Raw genomic sequence first — 25,460 nt, forward strand, 5'->3', positions numbered from 1 at the left:
GAGACTACATTGAATATTACAATCAGAAAAGAATCAAGATCAAACTAAAAGGACTAACTCCGCTTGAATATCGGCAATTAGTCCTCAGTTAATAGCTAATATAAAGTGTCCTAATTTTAGGGTTCACATCAATTCGCAGAAACTTTTTTGTTTAACCGAAAAATACAATTATTTTGTGCTTGATTTGTAATAAAATATAAAATACTATAATTTTATAAACAATTTATATATAAATAATAAAATGAGGCAGTGAAATGAAAAAGAAAGTTAATTTTAAACTAGCAGAAATATTGGTAGCACTCTTGGGAGTGCTAATTTTAGGATTCTGTATTCAAGATAGTAACAATTTTGCTGGTTTTAGTAATACTGTAGACGCAAAACATGTTAAGGGAGACTTAGGAAAATTTACTGTACCTAAAAAAATGCGCGGCACATGGTATGGCAAATATTTTGACATCAATGGTATTAAAGCAAAGAAAGTTGATAAGATAAAGATTACTGCCCACACAATTGCTGGGAGTCCATTGCATAAACAAGAAGCCAATTTTAAAGGTACCAAAATACCAAAGGCGGCTCGGAACTGGTCGAGAACATATTATCCAGTAAAGTTTAAAAAAGATAAGGGTATAAAATACATATCCATGTATCCGTGGGTAAGTCCGGTTTTATCTGGTGAGAGTCTTGGCTTATATCATTACAAATGACATAAGGTTTTAATTGATAGAACTACATCTTCATTTAGAATTACTAATGTTTATTGGAAAACGCGCAAGCTGGCTAAAAAATATGGAGGTCATAAGCCTAAAGAGCTTAAAAGATACGGAGAATGGTAATTTCATGCATTTTTCCTAAGTAATCGAAGTCACTATTCATAGTGGCTTTTTGTTTACTTTCAATGATACCGCTTGCAATAAGGGAAATACCTGTCCATAATATGAGGTAAAAATTATAGTAAGGGAGGCAATACTATGAAACTTCGTAAAACTACGATTTGGACAGCAGCAGTAATTGCTTTAGCTGCAGCTGGTGGAATTATTAATAGCCAGACAAATCAAGCTCAGACTGTTAAGGTGCAAAAATCCGTTAAGAAAATCAGTAATAAAACTAAGTATGGCTTTAAAAGAGATTTCAAATTTCCACAATCATGGCGGGGCAAGTGGTTTAGTAATATACATGGTCACTTGAGCAACATGATTATTAAGAAAAATGGTTTCAACACACCTTGGACAGGAGAATACGTTAAATTAGTTTCGGTCGGCAAAGTTAAAGGTACTAATAAATACTTATGGCAAATGCCCCAGAGTTGGTTTACAAAACACAATAAAATATTCAAAAATTTGGGACGAGTAACAACTAAAAACTTAAAAAATAAAAAGTGGATAGTTTTTAGTCCAATTGATGAAAATAATATCAAAATAGGATATGCTTTCAGTTTACAAAATAAAAAAATTGACGGTAAAACTCAGAAAGTAATGTTTGAAGCTAATCCTAAGACTGGCGAAATCTATGATCAATTTTACCGTTCACCAAAATTAGCACAGAAATACCAAAATTATCATTTTAAGAATGAAACGTATGCTCCTGTTTTTAATCAATATCAAAAAAAGTAAATATTTCAGAATAAAAACTGGTTTTTAAATGGAACCAGTTTTTGCTTTAAAAATGTATTTCTTAAATTGAGTAGCAAGTTTATAATTATTACTATATAATAATTAATTTTAGGAGAAAATGAATGTCAAAAATAATTACTGCATTAACTGCCATAGCATCTCTTACTCTATCACTTAATGTGCCAATTAAATCAAATCAGACGCAAACAGTGCAGGCAGCGCAAAATCAGAAGAACCAGTTTATGCTGGGACAGCAATTTAAATTCCCAAAGACATGGCAAGGTAAGTGGTTTAGCAACAATAATCTTACACCAAGTCCCATGTTTATTCACAAGTCTGCTTTTAATACTCCTTGGGCAAATGATTATGTTAAAGTTGTGAAAACAGGTTTCGTTAAAGGAACAAAAAAGTATCCCTGGCAAATGCCTAATTCATGGAAACAAAGTAATAAAAATGAACTTGCTAAATACATGCGTGTTACAACTAGAAAAATAAATGGTAATGAATGGATCATTCTAAGCCCAGTCCAAGAGAACTCTTTTAAAAACGGTTTTGCTTTCACAATCAAAAATGAAAAATTAGCTGGTAAAAAACATAAAATTTTATTTCAAGGTAATCCACAAAATGGGTTGGTAATAAATCAATATTTTAAATCCAAAGCTTTAACCAATAAGTATAGTGCTCATGAATTTAAAAACATGAAGTATAGTAAAATTAATCCACGTTAAGATATTAAACTGTAGTCTCAACTCTTTGTGATTACAGTTTTTTTATGAAAAGTTAGGAGAAACTCGTGAAACTACTGTTAACAGGGGATAGCATTATTGCACGCAAAGAAGGCTTAAAAGAGCCTCGTATTAATGCAGAGATAAAAGAAAAAATACCAGGCACAAATTTAGTTAATACGGCAGTTTCTGGTATTAACTCAGGAGCATTTTACGCATTATTGCCAGATCTAGTGTTAAAAGTTGAGCGTTGTGACAAATTAATTCTACTCTTGGGAACTAATGACTTGGCCCTGCACAAAAATGTTCCAGTTACACAATTTAGTAAAAATATGTCTCTCATAATTTCCAGCGTAATTTGTTTATATTATCCGCAAAATGTAATTTTGATTTCACCGCCTGCAGTTGATGAGACCAGACAAAAAAAGAGGAACAATCGTGAAATAGCTATTTATACTACAGAATTAATAAAACTAGCCGAAACTTATAATTTGAATTTTATTAACCTATTTCAAGCTATGATTAAACATGGTGACTTAAAAACTCTTTGTCAAGGACAATTGAATGATGGCTTGCATTTTGGAGCAGAGGGATACAAGTTGTTGTCAGATTTACTGGTAAACGAACTAAAAAGTTAAAAAATACTCCTTTATTTTGTTTGCTATAGAGTTAACTCTAAGGTTTACAATCTTTTTGTAATCTTATAAAGGAGCAACAAAATGAAAGAAATCAAACTAAATAATGGTATTACAATGCCTATATTGGGCTTTGGAGTTTTTCAAATAACTGATTTGGGTATTGCTGAACGTGTGGTTGAGGATGCAATTAGATCTGGTTATCGTTTAATTGACACAGCTGCTTCTTATGGCAATGAAGAAGCGGTAGGAAAAGCTGTTAAAAATAGTGGAGTTAATCGACAAGATTTGTTTATTACTACAAAATTGTGGGTATCTGATACTGGATATGAAGCGACCAAACGCGCAATTAAAACTTCATTAAAAAAATTACAGCTTAGTTATTTAGATCTTTATCTTATTCATCAGCCATATGGTGATATTTATGGCTCTTGGCGCGCAATGGAAGAAGCTTATAAAGCGGGAACTATCAGAGCAATAGGTGTTTCTAATTTCACTTCCGACCGTGTACTTGATTTAAGTTTGTATAATGATGTTCTTCCTGCAGTAGATCAAATTGAAACTAACCCATGGATGCAAGAGACAAATGAAATTTCTTTCTTAAAAAACCATCATATTCAGCCAGAAGCTTGGGCTCCATTTGCAGAAGGTAAACACCATGTTTTTACTAATTCTTTGTTGTCAAAAATAGGTGCTAAATATCATAAAACTACCGGACAAGTCATTTTACGCTGGTTAATTCAAAGAGGAATAGTAGTGATCCCAAAGTCAGTTCATCACGAACGAATTGTTGAAAACAGTAAAATCTTTGATTTCGAGTTAAGTCATAAAGAAATGGATCAAATCAGAACATTAGATAGAAATGAAAGTCAGTTTTTTGACCATCGTGACCCGGTTGCAGTTCAAAATATTCATGATTTAATTAGAAATGTAGATTGAAGGAAAATAACGTTGACAATTAAAGAAATAAGTCAGGAATTTGATTTAACAAAAGATACAATAAGATATTGGGAAAAGGAAAAGTTAATTCCTCCTGTTAAACGAGACGAGAACGGCTATCGTGTCTATGATCAGTATGAAGAGAATTGGGTTTTCTATATTAAGGTTTTGCGTAAAGCGGGCATTTCAGTAAAGCAATTAAAGTATTTTGTAAACATATATCAAGTCGGTTCATCTTCTGATAAGCGAAAAAGTTTGTTAACTGATCAGCGAGACCAACTGAAAAAACAAATGATAGAGATTCAAAAAACAATTAATTATCTTAATTATAAAATCGATCATTTTGATGATCACTTGTTAACTTTTGAAAAAGAAAAATTGGCATATGAAAACGCAGTTGAAATTTAATTCAACCCAAAAGTCCTCTTAAAATTAGGTTTTAGGAGGGCTTTTTATATTTTACTGATAGAAAAGGTTTGTAACGACAGCTTGTATGACCAAATTTCTTTTGTTAATATTATTAATAAATTATAAATTAATTAAATCAGCTGTAAAAAACTATTTATTATCTTAATGATAGTTTAGGAGGCCAAAATGTACCATTATTTCAAAAAACATGCATTCTTAATTATAGTAGCCTGTTTATTACTACTAGTTAATTCAATATTGCAGGTTTTGGCTGCTACCAAAATGGCTGTACTCGCAAATTATCTTATTGCGGGTAAAATTGCCTCCTTTATTAAAATGTTAGTCATTATATTTATGCTCTGGTTTTTAACATTTATTGTTTCCTTTTTTGAAAATTATATTCAAGAAACCGCAACGCAGGATATTCTAAGTGATATTCGCAATGACATTGTTACCAGTTTAATTAAACTTCCTCAAAATAAATTTAAAGAAAATCCAGTTGATTATTATGAGTCTTACTTGCAAAATGATGTCAATTTAATTCAAAAAGAGGGCTTAAATACCTTTTTTCTAATTGTACGTTTTAGCGGTAATGCGATTTTTGCTTTAGCAGCACTATATCTTTATAGTTATATTCTTTTTCTTGCTGCAATTATTTTTGTTTTGATAATTGTCTTAGTTCCGCGTTTTTGTAAAAAGTTTCTAACTACAGGAGTTGCTAGGATTTCTCAGGTAAATGAAAAATTTTTAAAATTTACAAGCAGCGGTTTGCACGGTTATGATACTTTATATGCCTTTAATGTTCTCAGCGAAATAAAGAAATTAGTAGCTGCTGGTTCACAATCACTAAAAGAGGCGAATGTACATAACACTGTTAGACGTTCAGCTGTTGATATTATAACTGGTGTGATTAATATAGGCAGTCAACTGCTTATTTTAGGAATTACCGGAATTCTGCATTTTCAAGGAAAAATCAGTGCTGGGGCTATTTTGGCCACTGCCGAATTAGCTACTAAAGTGTTCGACTCAGCAGGTATTATTAACCGTTATTTTGCCCAACTTCTTTCTACATCAAGTATCTTTGCCAAGTTTAATAATTTGAAAGAAAAAAGTAAAAATAAGGTTGAAAAATTTGATAAGACAACTTTTCCTCTGGATTTTAGAACTTTGGAATTTCGCAATGTTTCTTTTGCATATCCTCAAGCAAAAGAAGAAATACTGCATAATTTTTCTTTTACTTTTAAAAAAGGAGATTTTTATAAGCTGAATGGTGTGTCGGGACGAGGAAAGTCGACCTTATTGAAGCTGATTACTGGTCAACTAAAGCCCAGCCGGGGAAAAATACTGCTTAATGGAGTTGATATTAATGCCATACCGCGAGGCATAATTAATTCGTTGATTGTTTATATGCCACAGGCAGTTACAATTTTTCCGCGCTCAATTGATTATAATATTTTGCTCGGTCGCAACTATAATGAAAAAACTCTAGACTTAGTAAAGAAAGATTTTAATATTAGCGATGAATGGCAATTTGATTCTCTTTCGGGTGGGCAGGAGCAGTGTGTTGCATTGGCTAGGCTGATTGATACTAAAGGTAAAATAATTTTGTTTGATGAAAGTTTTTCCAGTATTGACTTGAAAACAGCGCAAGAATTATTACAAAAATTACTTAAAAGAGTTGAAACAGTAATAGTAGTTTCACATCGAAATGAGGAAATTGCTCAATTCAATTTTAAAATTTTATCACTAGATTAGGGAGGACTTTCAAAAAATAAAAAAGTTACCAGCAAAATCAGTCTGTTTTACTGGTAACTATTTAATTAAAGTTAACATTATATTTACGGCCAATAGGTGGAAAAGTTGGCAATCTTAGCGGAGTTGTATGCCACTGAGTGAAAAGCGTAGCACATAATAAAATAAATGGAACATCTTCAGGCCGCTCAACTTCACAGATCAGGACTACTCCTTCATTTTGTATAACGGTTTTAACTGTGGCAACTTTTTTAATTCCAGAGAGAAATTTATAACTGCCCTTTTTTATGCTGCCGGTTACTATGTAATTTAACCTTGTGATATAGAAAAGATTAGCTACTTTATTGTTTAGTCTTTTAACCTTTACTAATGAGTGGTTAACAACATCAATTGTATATGAAGAAATAATTCCATTGCCGTCAGTATAAAGTCGACCAATTTCTTTACCGGTATACTTTTTTAGATAGAGGGTATGGTTAGGATTATCTAAATTGCCTTGAATAATATACTGAATTTTATTGTTTTCATTTGCTACAGGTATTTGACCATATTCCTGTTTTTGAGTTAATTCCAATAAGTAGCGCATCTAAGCACCTCTATTCTTTAGCGTTATTTTTAATAAATTTTCTTAATATGTAAGCAACTCCATTATCATTATTTGATTTAGTTTTGACCTGTGCCAACTTTTTGATTGTCGGTATTGCGTTTGCCATGGCCACGCCGGTTCCAGCGTCTTTAATCATACTGGCGTCATTTAAATTATCTCCGATAGCAGCCACCTCTTCACGTTTAAGACCTTTCTTTTTGGCATAATCAAGAAGTGCAGGTCCTTTTTGAGCTTTAATATCATTAATCTCAATGTTAGCAGCAGAACTTGAAGTAACAACGACATTTCCTAATGCATTGATTTCTTTTTTAGCTTTAGCAAAGGCAGATTGTCCGTGAGCATCAAATGCAATGATCTTCATTATTTCAATTTTATCGTTAGCTAATAATTGATCAAGATTATCAACTAAAGTCATACTTAACATTGCATCACTACCAGCAGCTGTGGCAACAGCCTTTTTAAAAGTAACACCTGGATTAAGTATCATTAATGCTCGAGCAAGATTAACTACACGTTTACTAATATCACTTGAATATATTTTATCAGTAGTTACTAATTCAAAGTATATATTATTTTCTTTAAGAATTTTTGAAATTGCGCTCGCTTTATCATTAGGCAATTTATGTTTAACTTTTAAATTATTGTCGGCATCGTAGACTAAGGCGCCATTAATATTGATAAAGCCAGTCTTAAGGCCATATTTCTCAATGGTTCTGCGAGATTGGCGTGGTGTTCGTCCTGTTGCCACTAAAAATTCAATACCGTTTCTTTGTGCTGCACGAATTGCAGCTACATTTTCTTCTGAAATAGCCATATCGCTATTAAAAAGAGTTCCGTCTAAATCACAAGCTACTAATTTAATCAATGGTAAAATTACTCCTCCTCCAAGCTTGATAAACATTTTGGTACTTATCATATTACTATATATGAAGAAAACCTTACTTTTAATTTTGTTGAACTTGGGTAAAAAGTAAGAAGAAATTAAAAGTACCAATTTGATTCACTTTGATAATTAATTTCATGATAACATAAAAGTTAGAGAAAGAGAGGCTGTTGAAGTAATGAAAAAGTTTATAGGTAATGACTGGGATAAAATTTTGGCTCCTGTTTTCGAAAGTGAAAAGTATCAGCAATTACATGAATTCTTAAAAAAAGAATATGCCACCAAAAAAATTTATCCAGACATGTATCATATTTTTACTGCTTTTAAATTAACTTCGTTTGCAAATACAAAAGTTGTAATATTAGGGCAAGATCCATATCATAATCCTGGTCAGGCAACAGGGATGAGCTTTTCGGTTAATCCGGGGGTAAAATTGCCTCCTTCTCTTCAAAATATCTATAAGGAACTTTATGATGATGTTGGTTGCAGACCAGTTAATCATGGTTATTTAAAAAAATGGGCAGATCAAGGTGTTTTACTATTAAATGCCGTTTTAACAGTCCCTTATGGTCACGCTAATGGTCATCAGGGAAAAGGCTGGGAAGACGTTACTGATGCTGCTATTAAGGCTCTTAGTGATCGCGGTAAGGTAGTTTTTATATTATGGGGACGCTATGCTCAAAATAAAATCGTTTTAATTGACCAGAATAAAAATTTTGTGATTAAATCAGCTCATCCAAGTCCATATTCTGCGGATAGAGGATTTTTTGGATCGAGGCCTTTTTCACGTTGCAATGAAGCACTGAAAAACTTTAACGAAATTCCAATTGATTGGCAATTGCCCGCAAATATAACAAAAGAAGATTTAGCATAGGTAGGAAGTAAATGAGCGTTTTTGATTTATTAAAAAATAAAGTAAAAAAAACAGAAAAAAATATTCAAATAGTCTTTCCTGAAGCAAGTGATTCCCGCATTTTAAAAGCTGCTAGTAAATTGTCACTTGAAAAGGTTGTCACACCGGTTTTATTGGGGAACCAGGAAAAAATTATCGACTTAATTCAAAAGGAAAATTTAGATTTTGAAGATTTGAAAATAGTAAATCCTGGTAATTATGAAAATAAAAAAGTTATGATTCAGAGTTTTGTTAAAGCACGCGGAAAAGATATTCCACAGAGTGAAGTTGAAGAAACACTGAAAGACCGAAATTATTTTGGCACTATGCTGGTAGAAATGGATGAAGCTGACGGTATGGTTTCAGGAGCTGCCCATTCAACAGCTGCAACTGTCAGACCTGCTTTACAGTTAATTCATACGTCAAAGGGAATGAAACGAGTTTCTGGCAGTTTTATTATGGAAAGAAAAGACGAAAAGTATGTCTTTGCTGACTGTGCAATTAATTTGGATCCGGATAGTGAAACTTTGGCTGAGATTGCGTACCAGTCAGTTAAAACTGCCCAAATGATTGATATTGATCCTAAAGTAGCATTTCTAAGTTTTTCAACTAAAGGCTCAGCTAAGGGTGAGATGGTTACTAAAGTAAAACAGGCTGCTGAAATTTTTAAAAATAACCATCCTGAAATTTTGGCAGATGGTGAATTGCAATTTGATGCAGCCTTTGTGCCTGATGTAGCTGCAAAAAAAGCATCTGATTCTCCTTTAAAAGGCCAGGCCAATGTTTTTATATTTCCTGAACTACAGTCTGGGAATATTTCCTATAAATTAGCTCAAAGACTAGGAAATTTCACCGCTATTGGTCCGATTTTGCAAGGACTTCGTAAGCCTGTTAATGACCTATCGCGCGGAGCAAGTACTCAGGATGTGTATAATATTGCCATATTGACTGCTGCTCAGGTATTACTAAGGAATGAAGAAAATGAAGCTTAATGTCAATTCAGCGCAACAAATGCAGGATTTAGGTCGAGTTATTGCTCAGACTGCCCAGGCACATGATCTATTGTTATTAAATGGTGATCTTGGAGCTGGAAAAACGACGCTCACTCAAGGAATTGGCAGAGCACTGGGAATTAAGCGACCGGTCAAAAGTCCTACATTTACAATTGTCCGCGAATATCCTGAGGCCAGGTTGCCATTGTATCATATGGATTTTTATCGCTTGGAAGATGATGATTTATCTTCGATTGATTTGAATGCATATTTGGCTGAACCCGGTATAGTGGTGATTGAATGGCCAGAAATTGTGCAGGAACAATTGCCAGAAACTTTTCTAGAAATCACTATTAAGCGTGTTGATGATAGTTGGGATTCTACTAAGCGAATAGTTGAATTTGATGCAAAAGGCGCAAGAAACAAACAGTGGTCTAAAAGTATTTTGCAATTATTAAATTAAAAAACAGGTCTTTTATAATGTGACCCAGAATTTTTCAGATTTTAGGGTTATGTTATTAGGTCCTGTTTTTTCTATTATATTTGGTAAACCAAGTTTTTCAATGCGTCGTCGCCGTATTGCTCATCCTGAGCTATTAATATACCTGCACATGCCTCACTGTCACTTAATGCATTATGATGGTGCCAAAGTTCAACGTTAAGAGCTTTTGAAACTGTGTCAAGTCTGTGGTTTGGCAACTTAGGTTCAAGCAATTTACTGGTTTGCAACGTATCAATGACAAAATAGTGTGGTTCTTGTATGTCATAACGGGCTAAACTCTGTCGCATCACATTTGTGTCAAAACGGGCATTGTGAGCAGTTACTAACATTCCTGGCTGATACAAATCTTTTATTTTAGGCCATACCTCTGCCATTGTAGGAGCATCTTTGACATCTTCAGCAGTTATATCGTGAATTTGAATATTACGTGCATCAAAAGGCATTTGGGGATTAATGACCGTATAAAATCGATCTACGATCTGGTTGTTGCGAACCATTACTAAAGCAAGTGAACAAGCACTTTCTGGATGCCGGTTGGCAGTTTCAAAATCCATCGCAATAAAATTCATTTTCTCACCTTTAAATTTTAATTTTAGTATAACATATGATGAAGCAATTAACTGAATGCGGTAAAATAGAAAAAGATTAGACAAAGGGGATTTTTGATTTGAAATTATCAGATTTAACCAAAAATGGCATAGAAATAAAGAGGCAGGTTCCGCTTAGTAAATATACATTTACAAAAACTGGGGGACCAGCTGAGTTTCTTGCATTTCCACGAAATGAAAGTGAGCTAAAAAACTTAGTAATTGCCGCACATAATAACAATATTCCCTTGACTATAATAGGAAATGCTTCCAATTTAATAATTCGTGATGGTGGTATCTCAGGTATAGTCCTAATTTTAACCAAAATGAATCAAATTAAAGTTGATAAAAACAAAGTTATTGCTCAAGCGGGAGCGACTATTGTCGAAACCGCATTTACAGCAGCCCATCATGGTCTTAGTGGTTTAGAATTTGCTGCTGGAATACCTGGCAGTGTCGGAGGTGCTGTGTTCATGAATGCTGGTGCCTATGGAGGTGAAACTAGCAGCGTTATTGAAAGTGTCAGGGTAATGACGCGTTCTGGCAACTTTAAAAATTATTCTCAGTCGGAAATGAAGTTTTCTTACCGTCATTCTTTGGTTCAAGAGAATGGCGACATTGTATTAGAAGCAGTTTTTGCATTAAAAAAATCTGCAAAAACCCGCATTCTGGCGGATATGAATTATTTAAATGCTTTGCGTCAATATAAACAACCACTGGAATACCCTTCTTGTGGCAGTGTTTTCAAACGGCCAACTGGTCATTATGTAGGTCCTATGATTATTCAAGCCGGTTTACAAGGAAAACAAATTGGTGGTGCTCAAGACTCTACAAAGCATGCTGGTTTTATAGTGAATAAGGGTAATGCCACTGCAACTGACTATCTTGACCTGATTCATTTGATTCAAGAAAAAATCAAAACGAAATTTGGTCTGGATTTACACACTGAAGTTAGAATTATTGGTAAACCTAATGATTAACCCGAAAAAATTATTAAGTTTGTCTATGATAGAAGGGAGTATTTATGCAGACTAATGGAGCACACATTTTTACATGGGGAAACTTTTCAATAATTCTTGATGTTCTGATTATTTGGTTTGTGGTTTACCACCTGGTTATTTTGATCAGAGGAACCAAGGCTGTTCAGTTAGCCAAAGGAATTGTCTTGATTTTTATTGTTCGTATCCTTGCTGGCATTTTTCAGTTACACACAACGATCTGGCTTATTGATCAAATAGTTTCATGGTCAGTTGTTGGGATAATAGTAATTTTTCAGCCAGAAATTAGACGAGGTCTCGAACATTTAGGTCGCTTGCCAATTTTTGGTGGTCGAGAAGAAAGTGCCCGTACTGAATCAATTCAATTTATTAATGAACTTGATAAAGCTATTCAATATATGTCGAAAAGAAGAATAGGTGCGTTAATTACTATTCAACAAGAAACCGGCTTGGAAGACTATATTGAAACTGGGATTAAGCTTAACGCCGATGTTACCGGAGAACTGCTGATTAATATTTTTATTCCTAATACTCCCTTACATGATGGTGCAGTTATTATTAATAAAGATCACCAAATTGCAGTGGCGGCAGCTTATTTACCTTTGTCCGATAATAGTATGATTCCTAAGAGACTAGGAACCCGTCATCGCGCAGCTGTTGGTATTTCAGAAGTGACTGATGCAATTACCATTGTCGTTTCAGAAGAAACAGGTGGGGTAACGATCACACGTAATGGTCGCTTTTTAGTTGACATGACACGAGATGAATACTTAAAGTACCTTAATGCAGAACTGGTTCCCAAGAAAAGTGATAACGACAAATGGTATCAAAAAATTATACGTAAGATATGGAAATGGGGTGCCGATCGATGAAAGAGTTTTGGAAAAAATCATGGTTTATCCGGTTAGTTTCCCTTTTAATTGCTGTTTTACTGGTAATTTATGTTAATTCTACCCAGGAAGGATTTTTGTCTCAGGGACAGACTGATAAAACCAAGCAGACTGCAAATAAAACTCAAACTATTAAAGTTCCCTTACAAGTTTCTGTAGATACAGACAAATTTTATGTTGTGGGTTATCCTGAAAAAGTAAGCGTTACCCTTGAAGGATCCACTGCATTGGTTACATCAACTATCAATACCCAAAATTTCAGGGCATATATCGATCTAACGAAAAAAAGCATCGGTCAACACAATGTTAGAGTACATGTAAACGGTATTAATAAGCAGATTTCCTATTCTGTTAATCCACGTAGCGTTGAAGTTAATATTCAACGGCGAAAGTCCACCACTATGCCCATACAAATAGAGTATAATAAGAGTGCAGTTGGACAGGGTTATCAGTTGGGACACTCCAGTGTATACCCACAACAAGTAGAGGTTACTGGAGCTCGTTCCGAGGTTGATCAGATTGATCAAATAATTGCCAAAGTTGTTCTACCTAATGGAATCGATCACACTTATGAACGTCAAGTAAGTTTAATAGCTGAAGATCGTAAGGGCAGACAACTTAACGTTGTGATTGATCCAGCTACAGCCAAAGTGGCAATTCCCATTACCACTTCTAAAAAAGCAGTAAAAATAAAGCTGAAGCCTGAACATGAAAAAACAGATAAAGTGTATTCGCTTACTGTAAAAAATAAGTATGTTACGTTATATGGTAATGAAAAAGATTTAGCAAAAATTAAAAATCTAGTGGTTCCTGTTGATATAGGTTCGGTTACTTCTACTACAACTAAGACTATTACTCTTGATTTACCTGATGGTATTGTTAAGTCTAATCCAACGCAAATTGCTGTAGAAGTAAAAGTAGATAATGCAAACGATTCAAAAGGAAAAAATAATTAAGATAGAGAGGTTGTTTACTAATGTTAAAATATTTTGGCACTGATGGAGTTCGTGGAGTGGCTAATCAAGACCTGTCACCAGAATTGGCATTTAAATTAGGTCGTGACGGTGGATATGTCTTAACCAAAAATAAAGCCAAAGAAGAACAGGCTAAAGTTTTAGTCTCACGTGATACAAGAATCTCAGGCCAAATGTTGGAATATGCTTTGATATCAGGTCTTTTATCTGTTGGAATTGAAGTCTTGGAAGTCGGAGTAATAACCACCCCTGGTTTGTCATATTTAGTGCGTGCTCAAGGAGCTGATGCAGGTGTACAAATTTCTGCTTCACACAATCCTGTCGAGGATAATGGTATTAAATTTTTTGGTAGTGATGGCTTGAAGTTATCTGATGAAATGGAAGAGGAAATTGAACAACTAATTGATGCACCTGAGGACAAATTGCCTAGACCCTCTGCTAAAGGTTTGGGGTCTGTCACTGATTTTCATGAAGGCAGTGCAAAGTATTTACAATTTATCGAAAATACAATTCCAGAAGACCTTGGCGGCATCAAAGTCGTTATTGACGGTGCCAACGGCGCTGCCAGCAGTTTGATTTCCCGGTTATTTGCTGATTGTGGGGTTGATTTCACTACTATTGCTATTAATCCCAATGGCTTGAATATTAATGATCATGTTGGCGCAACACATACTAAAAAACTACAGGAAGAAGTGGTTAAACAGGGGGCGCAACTTGGTCTCGCTTTTGATGGGGATGCAGACCGTTGTATCGCTGTCGATGAAAACGGTCATGAAGTTGATGGAGACCATATTATGTATATTCTTGGAAGCTACATGGAAGATGGTGGTCGACTAAAAAAAGACACCATTGTCACTACTGTAATGAGCAACCTTGGTTTTACGAAGGCACTACAAAGGCGTGGGATTAAAAATGTTCGTACTCAAGTTGGCGACAGGTATGTTTCAGAAGAAATGAGAGCAAATGGCTATAACTTAGGTGGGGAGCAGTCTGGTCATGTTATTATGAGTGATTATCATAATACTGGTGACGGGATGTTGACTGGCTTGCATCTAATGTTAGTAATGAAAAAAACAGGCAAAACTTTAACAGAATTGTTAACTGACTTTAAAGAATATCCTCAGTGCTTAGTAAATGTTCCGGTTAAAGATAAGAATTCTTGGAAAAATCATGAACCGATTATGAATGTAATAAAAGAAGTTGAAAGTGATATGGGAGATGAGGGAAGAGTATTAGTTCGTCCTTCAGGAACTCAGTCGCTTCTGCGGGTAATGGCTGAAGGTCCTACTCAAGAAGAAACAGATGCTTACGTTAAGAGAATAACTGATGTAGTTGAAGCGGAAATGGGCGTATAAATAAATTAGCCCCACTGTGTTTTTGACCTAAAAAACAGGTAAACAATAATAAGACCCCCAAATTTACAACAAATTTGGGGGTCTTATTCTATTTTTTTTACATCTTTTTCTATATTGGCTGGCGTTACATCTGCTGCTGTATTAGTTGGTTTTAAATGCTCGCCAAAGAGATATTTAGCAGTTGAAACTTTTACAAAATCACAGTTTAACACTGATGAAGGTGAATCTAAAACTTCATAAAAGAGTTCTGCTTTTTATCTGACGACTCATGCTTGTTCAAAGTATTTAACTGTTCTCAGTTTAAAATTTTCATCATTTATTTTTGCCCTCTTTTTGTGTTAGCAACAGTAGTTTCACGTTAAAGTATAGACCAATTATAAAAATATAGCTTGACCAATTGCTTTAAAAAAGCTAATATTCCATACGTGAGTTGAATTATTTAATTAGTCCAAAATTATATTATTGTACTAGACCAAAGGAGAAATATATGTGTGGAATTGTTGGAATTGTTGGAAAATCTGCTAGGGAAATTGTTATAAACGGATTGTCTAAGCTTGAATATCGTGGTTATGATTCGGCTGGAATTTATCTAAATAATTTAGCTGGAAAAGAATTTTTAACTAAAACAGCCGGTCGTATTCAGGATTTAAAAAATAAAATGACACCTGATGAACAAGGATTAGTTGGAATTGGGCATACTCGTTGGGCTACTCATGGAAAACCAACTGAAAATAATGCTCATCCCCAATTTGATGAAACTGAGCGCTTTTATTTGGTTCACAATGGTGTAATTGAAAACTACCAGGAATTAAAAAAGCAATACCTTGGAGATGTTTCTTTTAAGTCTGACACCGATACTGAAGTGATAGTTCAATTAATTAGTAAGTTTGCTCGTGAAAAAAACGAAGATGCTTTTACGGCTTTAAAGCAAGCATTGCAATTAATAAAAGGATCTTATGCCCTTTTATTGGTAGATAATCAAAATCCTGACCATATTTTTATTGCTAAAAATAAATCTCCTTTGATGCTTGGACTTGGTAATGACTTTAATGTTATTGCATCCGATGCACTATCTGTATTAGATCAAACTAAAACTTTTGTCGATTTACAGGATGGAGAAGTCGGAGATATTACTAAAAGTGGATATCAGCTTGAAACTATTGCAGGTCAAAAGGTTGATCATCAGCACTATGAGTTAAATATTGATGAAAGTGCTGCTTCTAAAGGCACTTATGAGTTTTATATGCTTAAAGAAATCTGTGAACAACCTACTGTTTTACGCCACTTAGATCAATATTATCTTGATCAAAATGGTGATCCTAAAGTAGATGCTAAAATTATTAATGCTTTATCAAAGGCAGACAGACTTTATATCTTTGCTGCTGGTACAAGTTACCATGCGGGTTTAGTTGGCAAACAACTTTTTGAAAAGTTGACTAAAATTCCAACTGAAGTTGGATTTGCATCAGAAGCAGGATATCATTTTCCTATGATGTCAAAGCACCCATTCTTTATTTTCCTATCCCAGTCCGGCGAAACTGCAGACTCACGAGTTGTGCTGCAACAAGCAATAAAAAGGAACATACCTAGTTTAACTTTAACGAATGTTCCTAACTCTACTTTGGCGCGCGAAGCTAATTATGCCATGTCGCTTGAAGCAGGGCCCGAAATAGCTGTTGCCTCAACTAAGGCGTATACAGCTCAAGTTGCAGTTCAAGCTATTGTAGCTAAAGCTTTGGGCGAGAAATTAGGAAATAAAGACGCTACGGCGTTTGATTTAAAAGAGAATTTTGCTTTGGCTGCTGAAGGAATTGAACAGGTAATTTCCAGTCAGGCAAAAATCGAGCAGCTAGCTCAGAAATATATTATACCAAGTCGCAATGCTTTTTATATCGGCAGGGGAATCGATTATCCAGTTGCTTTAGAAGCGGCATTAAAACTTAAAGAAGTTTCTTATATCCAAACTGAAGGTTTTGCGGCAGCAGAACTAAAGCACGGGACAATTTCATTGATTGAAAAGGGTACACCTGTCATTGCATTGATTAATGATCCGATTACAGCGGACCTCATGCGTGGCAATATTCAAGAAGTGATTGCTCGCGGAGCTAACGTTATCACAATAGTTCGTAAATCATTAGCTAAAACAAATGATGACCTGGTTTTGCCAGAAGTAAATTATTATTTATCTCCTCTTGTTAGTGTAGTGGCAGCACAGCTTTTTGCTTATTTTGCAGCAAAAGATAAAGGTTTGGATGTGGACAAACCGCGCAACTTAGCTAAGAGCGTAACGGTAGAGTAATATTTTAAATCATCTTTTTTAACAAAAATTTTTATTTAAAACAGAATAATTCTTGAAAAAGTCGTAAGTAATTACGACTTTTTGTATAATAAAGAAAATAGTGAAAATGTGCAGGAGGATATTATTTTGGCAATAAAGTTGATTGCGGTTGATCTAGATGGCACTTTGCTGACAACTACAAAGCAGATTTTACCGGAAACTGAACGGGTTCTTAAGCAGGCAGATAGCCAGGGAATTAAAATTGTTTTGGCTTCAGGAAGACCTTTATCTGGTGTAAAGGAATTTAATAAGCTATTAGGTTTGGAGGGTAAAAAACAGTATGATATTGTTTTTAATGGTGCTGTAATTCAGGATCTGGCAGGAAACATATTAATGAATGAAGAAATGAATTATCGTGACTTTACTAATATGCGAAAACTGCAAAGATTGGCACATGTTAACCTTCACTTTGAAACTCCTGAGTGTTACTGGACTTGTGATCGTAATATAGGTGTTAATCTGGCGAGGAATGCTACCTTTACAAATAATGTGCTTAAAGTACGTAAAGCTGAAGAAATAACACAAGACTTTACTTTTAATAAAGTGGGGCTTAGCGTACTTGATGATGAGCGAGAAGTTGATAAATTGTGGAATAATATTCCTCAGTGGGCTTTTGCAAAATATGATATTGTTCGTAGTTTTTCAAGCATCATTGAAATTAATATTAAAGACGCTTCCAAGGGAAATGCTGTTTTGCAATTGGCAGAAAGATTAAAAATTAAGCCAAGCCAAATTATGGTAATTGGCGATCAAGGCAATGATATTTCCATGTTTACGAATCCTGACTTTATGAAAATTGCCATGGGTAATGCAATTGAAGAAATAAAAGATTATGCAAATTATGTGACAGAAGACAATGATCATGATGGAATTGCGAAAGCAATAAAAAAGTTCGTTCTGTAGTAAAATAAAGTTGAGTTGATTATTATGGTAGAAAAAAATAGAGAACATAATATTTCCGAAGCTGAGTGGGAAGTTATGAGAATAGTGTGGACTTTAGGAGAAATTCACACTGGAGAAGTGATTCAGCAGCTGCAGGCAAAAAAGAATTGGTCTGAATCTACAATCAAAACTTTAATGGGACGTTTGGTCAAAAAGGGTTTGTTAAAAACTCATAAAGATGGTCGCCGTTTTGTTTATTCTGCTACTGTTACTCAAATCGAAATGATGATTGAGGTCACAAAAGAAATGATGAGTCATATGTGTGATATGCATAAAGGTCAGGTAATGATAGCTATTCTTAAAGATATGCCTCTTGCTCAGGGTGACATTGCTAAAATAGAAAAAGAACTTGCTTGTAAAAAAGAGAGTGCTCCCGAAATGGTTAATTGTAACTGTTTAGCTTCGGGTCAACATGACTGTTAGATTAAATAGTTAATATTATTGTGGGAGGTCAATTTAATGAAAAAATTTGCTAGTATTTTATTCCGCCTGATTTTTACTGCGACAGTTTGTATTTCTGGCTTTCTGCTACTGGAATCTCCAATAACTGTTAATGTGCAAAATGTTCGTGGCATGGCACAAACTGTAATTAAAAAAAGCGTAAATGATACTGGTGATTCAAGACTAAAAGGTACTCTAAAATTGGCTAAGGATTTTGGTGTTGAAGACAAAATTTTAGAACAGTTACCCAAAAAATATCATAATGATATGTCTTATGTTAGTCTATATAATCTCGGTGTTACTTATCAAGAAAATGGAGAAGTATCTGCTAAGAATTTGTCTTTCCCAGAAAATAATGAAGTACAAAAAGCTGTAAGCAATCTGCTGCTAAATAAAATTAACAATGGTTTAGATGAAAACAAGGATAAAGTTAACCAAACTATTAGTATTTTTCATTATTGTCTTTTTGCAACAATATTAGTTTTTATTCTAGCTGCTTTGTTGATGTTATTTGGTAAATATTGGGCTTCAATTATTTTATTAGTTGCGTCCATAGGATCATTTGGAGCACTACAGTTTTTAGCAAATCAATTAGTTCAATGGCTACAGAACAATGTTGTCAGTGGAATTTCATTAACTACTTCTCCGATTTTGTGGGCCGGGTTAGCCTTAGGGATAATTGCTGCAATTATTTGGCCTTTAATTTTAAAATTAACTAAAAAGCAGTAGTAATTAATTTATAATTCAACTAAAGTATTAGCCGAATATTGATCGGTTAATACTTTTTTGCATTTAAATCCATTATTTATATTTAAAAAATCTATGCTAAAATTGACTATGATAGTTTGAATATAGGAATAAAGGATAATTTATGTATTACTTTTTAGATAATAGATTAGATGCGAATAGTTCGGGAATAGAGCACGCAGAAGTCAAAAGATTAATGCTCTTCAAACGCAATCACGTTAAGGCAAAAATAGTGACATCAGAATATAACCGGTTTGCTCATCGTAATTTACCTTTGTATAACATGACAGATGATGATTATGTCAATAAGTTCGACTTTTTTGCCGGCACAGTAAAATTTACTAGTCGTATTGTAACTATAAAAGAGTTGCCGATTCCGAGTGATAATAATGTGAAACAAATTGACAATGGTTATGAAGTCTATGAAGGTCAACGTAAAACAATGACCGTTAATATGTTGCCTAATGGCAGCATTGATACAATAAAATATTTTAATGCTGATGTCCACTGTATTAAGCAGGAATTTTACGATACACGCGGATTTAAGAGTATGACCCAAATTTATGATACAGTTGACGGTCATTTGATTTATGAATTGTTCTTTCGTCCAAATAATACCATTTACTATGAAATCTCATATGAAAGAAAACCAAATGTCTATCCAGCTACTAACATTCAAATGACAGACACTAATGGCAATGTCCACTCACTAATGAATAATGGTCAAGCCTTTACCATTATGCTTGATGAATTGAACGAACAAGATGGGGATGAAAGATCAACATTTATTTCGGACCGTAGCAATATTACTAATGTACCAATGATTAATATGAAGACGCCTGCCAGAAAAATTGAGCATTTTCACAGTATTCATTTTAGAGATTACTGGGATCCTACTTCACCTCTTACCTACAACTCAATTTCTAATAATGAGCTACTTAGTAAAACCGATTTAGTAATTACTCCTACAAAACAACAAGCTGATGACATGCGTAAAAGGCTGAGGACGCAAGTACCAATCGTTGCTATTCCTGTTGGAATAGTGCCAGATGAGCAGCTACATGCTGAACATATACCAATGAGTGAGCGTACAAAAGGTAAAATAATAGTAGTGGCTAGAATATTTTATGAAAAACGGATTGATGATGCCATCAAAGCTTTCAATCAGGCTTATCAAAATAACGACTCGTTGACTTTAGACATTTATGGTTACGGAAATGGCGCTGATAATTTCAAGGAAGAAAAAAAGTTAAAAAAATTAGTGCAGGACCTGGGTTTGGAAGATGTAGTCCATTTTATGGGTTATGCGAAAGATATGAATTATATTTATGATGATGCGCAGCTTGCTGTTGTTACTTCCCGGTATGAGGGCTTTAACCTTTCTGTACCTGAAGCTCAATCTCACGGGGTTCCAGTAGCTTCATATAATATTAATTATGGAGTAGAGGATTTAATCGCTGACGGCCAGAGTGGCTTTATCGTACCAAATGGCCATATAGATGATTTAGCTGCCAAAATTACTGAATTTTTTGCCAGTCCTAAAATACGCAGGAAACTGAACGATGGTGCATATGAAAATGCTAAGCGTTTTTCAAGCGAAAGTGTTTGGCGCTACTGGCAAAAATATGTGATTGATAAAGATAAGTAAATATTTTTAAAAATACCCACCTTGAAATTCAAGGTGGGTTTTTCTTTCTTTTAAATTTATTGCATTTCAAAAAAATGTGAGTTACTATGGTTAATTAGTTAGCTTGCTAACTAAATTTTAGGAGGAATTTGAATGCAAAGAAAATTAGATGCAAAATTAATTTGTTCAATTTTCGCAGCCGGATTAATGTCCTTTTCAGGTGTGCTAATTGAAACAGCGGGAAACGTTACTTTTCCTGTTTTAATGAATGATTTTCATGTTAATATGGCTACCGTACAGTGGATGACAACTGGTTATTTGTTAGTTGCTTCTATTATTATGCCATTATCTGCATATTTAAAAAGAAATTTTAGTTCAAGAAAACTTTTTGTGACAGCCGCTACCTTATTTATTTGTGGTTTAGTAATTGATGCAGTAGCAAATCAATTTATTTTTCTGGTACTTGGTCGTGTCATCCAAGGAGCAGGTGCAGGAATAGCTATTCCATTAATGTTTAATATTATTTTGGAACGGACACCATTAGATAAAATTGGATTGCTTATGGGAATAGGAACAATGATTACAGCGGTCGCTCCAGCTTTAGGTCCAACTTTTGGTGGATTAGTCGTCAACACTTTAGGTTGGCGCTACATATTTATTTTTATCATTCCTGTGATGATTATTTCTCTGCTAATGGGTATAGTTTCAATTAATGATGAATCCAAAAAAAATTCACATACTCACCTCGATACAGCAGGATTTCTGAGTATTGCTTTAACATTCATAGGTTTTATTTTTGCTTTTAGCAATTTGTCTACCATATTACAAAAACCATTGATGTTCATTTTGCCTCTGGCAGTTGGTGTTATTTGTTTAATTATTTTTATCAAGTATTCATTAAATACCGCTACTCCGTTAATTAATATTAGAGTTTTTAAAAACACTAAATTTACTCAAGGCATAACAGCTTATTTTATTTTTCAAGTTAATACTTTGGGATTGTCGTTTATCTTGCCTAATTATGTTCAAATTGTTAATCATTCTACAGCAATGACTGCAGGTCTTCTGCTTTTAACCGGTGGACTTGTTGGAGCGGTGCTCTCACCAATTAGTGGCAGATTGCTCGACAATTACGGTCCTAGAAAGCCAATTATGACTGGTGCTTTTTTTGAAATAATAGGCGGCACTCTTTATTGTTTATTTGCTTCCTCACTATCATCTGGCAAAATTATTCTGTTCTATGCTATTACAATGATGGGTATAGGTCTGGTAATGGGCGACACGATGACTGCTTCCATTGGTAAACTAGATGAAAAAGAGAATACAGATGGCAATGGGCTGTTCAATATGGCACAGCAATTTGCTGGAGCTGTCGGCACGGCAATTATTTCAGCTATTATGCAATTTGTAGAACAGATGAGTAGTCAAAGCTCTACTACTGGAAAATACATTGAGGCTGCTCAGGTAGGTTTTATTTTTATTCTTATTATTGTTCTTGTTGGTGTATACTTACTTTATCAAGCTACAAAATCGGTAAAAACAAAGGAATAGAGTAAGATTAATGAACAGATTAGGATTAGCCTTACAGCGTGTACAAAATACATTTAATCGTAATGCTGATTATTACGCCAGAAAAATTGGCTTAACTGGAACACAGATGTTGATCATTGAATATTTGGCTTCATTTGCCCAAAACAAGTCAATTTATCAGAAGGATATTGAGCATGAATTTAACATTAGGAAGTCTACTGCTACTAATGTATTACGCTTAATGGAAGAAAAAGACTTAATTACCAAAAAAGTTGATCAACATGATACACGATTAAAGGCAATAATCCTAACTGAGAAAGCTGTCAAGCTAAGACCAAAAATAACTAATTATTTTGTCAATTCTGAGAATAGTTATGCCGAAATTTTAGGAACTGATACAAAAAAAGAATTGGTAAAAAATCTACAGAAGCTGAACGAAGCCATATCTGAAAAATAGATCAAAAAAATAGTTATTGCTTTAATGCAATAACTATTTTTTTAATTTAAATTTTTATCTTTCGTAATTAGGTGCTTTTTTTGTAATTTGGACATCATGTGGATGAGATTCTCTTAAACCAGCATTGGTAATCTTCACAAATTGAGCATTTTCACGTAATTCATCAATAGTGGCAGCGCCCACATAACCCATGCCTGAACGCAGACCACCAATAATTTGGAAAATAATATCAGAAACATCACCTTTATATTCCACTCGTGCTTCTACACCTTCAGGTACCAATTTATTAGCTTCATTGACACCACCTTGGAAATATCTGTCAGAGGATCCATGGGCTTGAGCCATTGCTCCGACAGATCCCATACCACGATAGGTTTTATATTTTTGACCATCGCTTTCAAACACTTCACCAGGTGCTTCAGTTGTACCTGACAACATACTTCCAAGCATGACTGCATTTCCGCCCGCAGCCAGTGCCTTAACTATATCTCCTGAGTACTTCATTCCACCATCTGCAATTATTGGTTTGTGATATTCTCTGGCAGCAGTAGCAGCATCATAAATTGCAGTAATTTGCGGAACTCCGACACCAGCAACGACGCGGGTAGTACAAATGGAGCCAGGACCAATTCCCACTTTAACAATATCAACTCCTGAATCAAAAAGAGCTCTAGCAGCATCTCCAGTAGCAATGTTGCCCGCTATTAACGTAACATGAGGAAAATGATCCCTAATTTCTTTGATTTTACGCAAAACCCCAGCTGAATGACCGTGAGCAGTATCAATGACAATTGCATCAGCACCCTTTTCGATAAGTGCTTCAGCACGTTCAAATGTATCACTTGTGACTCCAATAGCAGCAGCAACGAGCAGGTGATTGTTGTCATCGACAGCTGCTTTGGTAATGTTAGATGGAACAACAACATTTTTGACGTTTGCAACTTCGCCAGCTTGGGCAGTGATGGACATGTTTTTATGGATAACGCCTAAACCACCTTGCAAAGCAATTGCTATTGCCATTGCGCCTTCAGTTACGGTGTCCATTCCAGCACTAATAATAGGAATATTAAGTTTCAGGTTAGGTGCTAATTGAGTATGAAGATCTACTTCATTTGGCAATACATGGCTTTCCGCTGGAATCAATAACACATCGTCAAACGTTAAGCCCTCTTTAACAAATTTTGTTGTCCAATTTGACATTTAATGCACTCTCCTTTTCAAAAATATTAAAGTTAAATTGATTACACTTTACTAGTGATTTTAACCTTGGTCAAGATAAAATTATAGATCGTATTGTTAAAATTATAATATTACTACCGAAGTATTTCAATGCAAAAATCGAACAAAAGCATAATATAAATAGTCATTGTAAGTAATAAATAAAAATGTTATGATTTTTAATATTGATTTGTAGCTATATAAAAGCTTTGATGATAAAGAAGGTAATTAGAATTCGCTTAAAATGTTCGTATTTATAGTGATTTTGTTAAGGAGAAAAAGATGATCCAAAAATTATCTCGTAAGTTTGTTGACGGATTGCCTAAGGCTGAACTGCATGTTCATATAGAGGGAACACTAGAAGCAGAAATGGAATTTGCCATCGCTAAGAGAAACCAGATTGATATTGGTGCTAAGACTCCAGCGGATATTGACAGAAATTATGGAGTAGGATTGCCGGAATTTCTAAAGGCATACTATAAAGGGATGCAGGTCTTGCGGACGAAACAAGATTTCTATGATTTAACTGCAGCTTTTTTGCGCAAAGAAGCTGACAGCAATGTTAAGCACCTTGAATTGTTTTTTGATCCTCAAGCTCATACTAGTCGGGGCATCCCTTTTGCTACAGTAATTGAGGGCATTCATGAAGCGATTGTTGATGCAGCATCATTAGACATTGATGTACAGTTAATAATGTGCTTTTTAAGAGAGTATTCACAAGAATCAGCAATGCAAACTTTAAAAGAAGCTGAGCCATATCATAAAAAAGGCTGGATATTAGGTGTTGGTCTTGATTCAGATGAACATCATAACCCACCGTTGAAGTTTATGCTGGTTTTTGCTAAGGCCCAAGCTCAAGGTTACTATTTAACAATGCATTGTGATCTACACCAAGTTGATTCAGTCGATCATATTAAACAAGCTTTAGAAATTATCACGGTAGATCGTTTGGATCATGGCTTAAATATAGTTGAAAATGAGGATTTAATGGCATTTTTAGTAGACCAAAAAATTGGTATTACAGCATGTCCCATGGCTTATTTTTACACCCGCAAAGTTATGGAACAAGAGGCCATTAATAAGCTTTTTAATAGCGGTGCACTAATTAGTTTTAATTCCGATGATCCGGCTTATAAGGGTAGTAATTATATTAATGATGTTTACTATAAATTTGCCCAAAAGTGCGATTGGAGTGAAAAAGAACTGATTCGAATAGGACAAAATTCATTTAAAACCTCTTGGATCAGTCAGCAGGAAAAAGAAAGCTATCTTGCCCAAATAGATGAATATATCTCAAGCAAAAGGTGATATTTCTAAATAGAAAATATATTTTGTGCCAAAAATTAAATTATATTTAAAAACTGTTAAAAATGTGGTAGAATTTATCTAATTGTTGCTGATTTAAAAACTA

27 protein-coding genes are annotated in these 25,460 nt (G+C 34.4%); 23 read left to right on the forward strand and 4 right to left on the reverse strand.

Annotated features, from left to right (window positions below):
• Nucleotides 1-8 precede the first annotated feature (8 nt).
• From H3T43_RS09630 to H3T43_RS07595, 8 genes are all read left to right on the forward strand, one after another.
• Nucleotides 9-92: an IS3 family transposase gene (locus H3T43_RS09630; protein ID WP_370520801.1), complete on the forward strand. Its 84-nt coding sequence runs from the start codon at nt 9-11 to the stop codon at nt 90-92.
• Nucleotides 93-254: 162 nt separating this feature from the next.
• The gene (locus H3T43_RS07565) at nt 255-704 is read left to right on the forward strand and encodes a hypothetical protein (RefSeq protein WP_198213695.1); all 450 of its coding nucleotides are present in this window, start codon (nt 255-257) and stop codon (nt 702-704) included.
• A gap of 264 nt (nt 705-968) precedes the next feature.
• Complete coding sequence (locus H3T43_RS07570) at nt 969-1,610, forward strand: hypothetical protein (RefSeq protein WP_198213697.1); 642 nt, start codon at nt 969-971, stop codon at nt 1,608-1,610.
• Between the two features lie 122 nt (nt 1,611-1,732).
• Nucleotides 1,733-2,338 carry a hypothetical protein gene (locus H3T43_RS07575; RefSeq protein WP_198213699.1) on the forward strand — a complete coding sequence of 202 codons (606 nt, stop codon included), beginning with the start codon at nt 1,733-1,735 and terminating at the stop codon, nt 2,336-2,338.
• Nucleotides 2,339-2,403: 65 nt separating this feature from the next.
• A complete protein-coding gene (locus tag H3T43_RS07580; RefSeq protein ID WP_198213701.1) occupies nt 2,404-2,973 on the forward strand; it encodes a GDSL-type esterase/lipase family protein in 570 nt (189 codons plus the stop codon).
• A gap of 81 nt (nt 2,974-3,054) precedes the next feature.
• Complete coding sequence (locus H3T43_RS07585; RefSeq protein ID WP_198213703.1) at nt 3,055-3,909, forward strand: aldo/keto reductase; 855 nt, start codon at nt 3,055-3,057, stop codon at nt 3,907-3,909.
• A 12-nt stretch (nt 3,910-3,921) separates the two neighbouring features.
• The gene (locus H3T43_RS07590; RefSeq protein WP_198213705.1) at nt 3,922-4,317 is read left to right on the forward strand and encodes a MerR family transcriptional regulator; all 396 of its coding nucleotides are present in this window, start codon (nt 3,922-3,924) and stop codon (nt 4,315-4,317) included.
• Between the two features lie 186 nt (nt 4,318-4,503).
• Nucleotides 4,504-6,072, forward strand: coding sequence for an ABC transporter ATP-binding protein (locus H3T43_RS07595; protein ID WP_198213707.1), 1,569 nt, complete (start codon nt 4,504-4,506; stop codon nt 6,070-6,072).
• Nucleotides 6,073-6,133: 61 nt separating this feature from the next.
• Here the strand turns inward: H3T43_RS07595 and H3T43_RS07600 are convergent, their stop codons facing one another.
• Nucleotides 6,134-6,655: a hypothetical protein gene (locus tag H3T43_RS07600; RefSeq protein WP_034977536.1), complete on the reverse strand. Its 522-nt coding sequence runs from the start codon at nt 6,653-6,655 to the stop codon at nt 6,134-6,136.
• Between the two features lie 10 nt (nt 6,656-6,665).
• The gene (locus H3T43_RS07605) at nt 6,666-7,541 is read right to left on the reverse strand and encodes a Cof-type HAD-IIB family hydrolase (protein WP_034977539.1); all 876 of its coding nucleotides are present in this window, start codon (nt 7,539-7,541) and stop codon (nt 6,666-6,668) included.
• 196 nt (nt 7,542-7,737) lie between these two features.
• On the opposite strand from H3T43_RS07605, the gene H3T43_RS07610 reads away from it, so the two are divergent.
• Genes H3T43_RS07610 through tsaE form a run of 3 tightly spaced genes read left to right on the forward strand, consistent with a single transcriptional unit; the run spans nt 7,738 to nt 9,906 of the window.
• Complete coding sequence (locus H3T43_RS07610) at nt 7,738-8,433, forward strand: uracil-DNA glycosylase (RefSeq protein ID WP_034977541.1); 696 nt, start codon at nt 7,738-7,740, stop codon at nt 8,431-8,433.
• Nucleotides 8,434-8,444: 11 nt separating this feature from the next.
• Entirely contained in the window at nt 8,445-9,443 is a 999-nt protein-coding gene (gene pta / locus H3T43_RS07615) for a phosphate acetyltransferase (protein ID WP_198213709.1), read from the forward strand.
• Nucleotides 9,433-9,906: a tRNA (adenosine(37)-N6)-threonylcarbamoyltransferase complex ATPase subunit type 1 TsaE gene (gene tsaE, locus H3T43_RS07620; protein WP_198213711.1), complete on the forward strand. Its 474-nt coding sequence runs from the start codon at nt 9,433-9,435 to the stop codon at nt 9,904-9,906. The genes pta and tsaE overlap by 11 nt, the downstream gene beginning before the upstream one ends.
• Nucleotides 9,907-9,980: 74 nt before the next feature.
• On the opposite strand, the gene H3T43_RS07625 is transcribed toward tsaE, so the two are convergent.
• Complete coding sequence (locus tag H3T43_RS07625) at nt 9,981-10,514, reverse strand: 3'-5' exonuclease (RefSeq protein WP_034977550.1); 534 nt, start codon at nt 10,512-10,514, stop codon at nt 9,981-9,983.
• 98 nt (nt 10,515-10,612) lie between these two features.
• Between H3T43_RS07625 and murB the strand changes: the two genes are divergently transcribed.
• The 11 genes from murB to H3T43_RS07680 all read left to right on the forward strand — a co-directional run bounded on the left by murB (nt 10,613) and on the right by H3T43_RS07680 (nt 22,831).
• Entirely contained in the window at nt 10,613-11,512 is a 900-nt protein-coding gene (murB, locus tag H3T43_RS07630; RefSeq protein ID WP_198213713.1) for a UDP-N-acetylmuramate dehydrogenase, read from the forward strand.
• Nucleotides 11,513-11,556: 44 nt separating this feature from the next.
• Nucleotides 11,557-12,402 carry a diadenylate cyclase CdaA gene (gene cdaA, locus H3T43_RS07635; RefSeq protein WP_198213715.1) on the forward strand — a complete coding sequence of 282 codons (846 nt, stop codon included), beginning with the start codon at nt 11,557-11,559 and terminating at the stop codon, nt 12,400-12,402.
• Complete coding sequence (locus H3T43_RS07640; RefSeq protein ID WP_198213717.1) at nt 12,399-13,376, forward strand: YbbR-like domain-containing protein; 978 nt, start codon at nt 12,399-12,401, stop codon at nt 13,374-13,376. The genes cdaA and H3T43_RS07640 overlap by 4 nt, the downstream gene beginning before the upstream one ends.
• A gap of 20 nt (nt 13,377-13,396) precedes the next feature.
• Nucleotides 13,397-14,749: a phosphoglucosamine mutase gene (gene glmM / locus H3T43_RS07645; RefSeq protein ID WP_198213719.1), complete on the forward strand. Its 1,353-nt coding sequence runs from the start codon at nt 13,397-13,399 to the stop codon at nt 14,747-14,749.
• 487 nt (nt 14,750-15,236) lie between these two features.
• Nucleotides 15,237-17,048 carry a glutamine--fructose-6-phosphate transaminase (isomerizing) gene (gene glmS / locus H3T43_RS07650; protein WP_198213721.1) on the forward strand — a complete coding sequence of 604 codons (1,812 nt, stop codon included), beginning with the start codon at nt 15,237-15,239 and terminating at the stop codon, nt 17,046-17,048.
• A 126-nt stretch (nt 17,049-17,174) separates the two neighbouring features.
• Complete coding sequence (locus H3T43_RS07655; RefSeq protein WP_198213723.1) at nt 17,175-17,990, forward strand: Cof-type HAD-IIB family hydrolase; 816 nt, start codon at nt 17,175-17,177, stop codon at nt 17,988-17,990.
• Between the two features lie 24 nt (nt 17,991-18,014).
• Complete coding sequence (locus H3T43_RS07660) at nt 18,015-18,452, forward strand: CopY/TcrY family copper transport repressor (RefSeq protein WP_198213725.1); 438 nt, start codon at nt 18,015-18,017, stop codon at nt 18,450-18,452.
• A 36-nt stretch (nt 18,453-18,488) separates the two neighbouring features.
• Nucleotides 18,489-19,199, forward strand: a complete 711-nt coding sequence (locus tag H3T43_RS07665) for a hypothetical protein (protein ID WP_198213727.1) — start codon at nt 18,489-18,491, stop codon at nt 19,197-19,199.
• Nucleotides 19,200-19,341: 142 nt separating this feature from the next.
• Nucleotides 19,342-20,865 carry a glycosyltransferase gene (locus H3T43_RS07670; protein WP_198213729.1) on the forward strand — a complete coding sequence of 508 codons (1,524 nt, stop codon included), beginning with the start codon at nt 19,342-19,344 and terminating at the stop codon, nt 20,863-20,865.
• Between the two features lie 132 nt (nt 20,866-20,997).
• Nucleotides 20,998-22,395, forward strand: a complete 1,398-nt coding sequence (locus H3T43_RS07675; RefSeq protein WP_198213731.1) for a DHA2 family efflux MFS transporter permease subunit — start codon at nt 20,998-21,000, stop codon at nt 22,393-22,395.
• A gap of 10 nt (nt 22,396-22,405) precedes the next feature.
• Nucleotides 22,406-22,831 carry a MarR family winged helix-turn-helix transcriptional regulator gene (locus H3T43_RS07680; protein ID WP_198213733.1) on the forward strand — a complete coding sequence of 142 codons (426 nt, stop codon included), beginning with the start codon at nt 22,406-22,408 and terminating at the stop codon, nt 22,829-22,831.
• Between the two features lie 54 nt (nt 22,832-22,885).
• Here the strand turns inward: H3T43_RS07680 and H3T43_RS07685 are convergent, their stop codons facing one another.
• Nucleotides 22,886-24,031 carry an IMP dehydrogenase gene (locus tag H3T43_RS07685; RefSeq protein ID WP_198213735.1) on the reverse strand — a complete coding sequence of 382 codons (1,146 nt, stop codon included), beginning with the start codon at nt 24,029-24,031 and terminating at the stop codon, nt 22,886-22,888.
• Between the two features lie 300 nt (nt 24,032-24,331).
• Between H3T43_RS07685 and add the strand changes: the two genes are divergently transcribed.
• Entirely contained in the window at nt 24,332-25,357 is a 1,026-nt protein-coding gene (gene add, locus H3T43_RS07690) for an adenosine deaminase (RefSeq protein ID WP_198213737.1), read from the forward strand.
• Nucleotides 25,358-25,460 lie beyond the last annotated feature (103 nt).

It is taken from the genome of Lactobacillus sp. M0396 (assembly GCF_016101625.1).
In the GTDB taxonomy this organism is placed as follows: Bacteria; Bacillota; Bacilli; order Lactobacillales; family Lactobacillaceae; genus Lactobacillus; species Lactobacillus huangpiensis.